Raw genomic sequence first — 344 nt, forward strand, 5'->3', positions numbered from 1 at the left:
CTGCACGAGGAGGCGGACGCGCTCGGGGGTCGCGTACGAGGTGAGCCGGGCCGTCGGCCCGAACGTCAGGCAGCCCTGCTCCCGCACTCCCTCGACCAGCGCCTTCAACGCCTCGGGGTGCACGCCCGCATCGGCCAGCACACGGGCGAGTTCGGCATCCGGTTCGGCACCCAGCAGGTCGGCGGGGAGCGCGTCCGCCTCGGCTTCACCCAGACGGCTGAGTGCCACTCGCTCGTGATGGATCGTCATGGAGAGCAGGGCGTTGTCCACCGGGCCGTTGGCGGAACCCCGCCGGCGGGTGACACACCAGACGGTCGGGGCGTCGTCGACGTGTCCGCGCAGGG

General features: G+C 72.7%; 1 protein-coding gene. It reads right to left on the reverse strand.

Features of this window, described 5'->3' with window-relative positions:
- Positions 1-344 (reverse strand): hypothetical protein (locus UK12_RS42235; RefSeq protein ID WP_045307099.1); only part of this gene is annotated, 344 nt, incomplete at both ends.

This window comes from Saccharothrix sp. ST-888, from assembly GCF_000955975.1.
In the GTDB taxonomy this organism is placed as follows: Bacteria; Actinomycetota; Actinomycetes; order Streptomycetales; family Streptomycetaceae; genus Kitasatospora.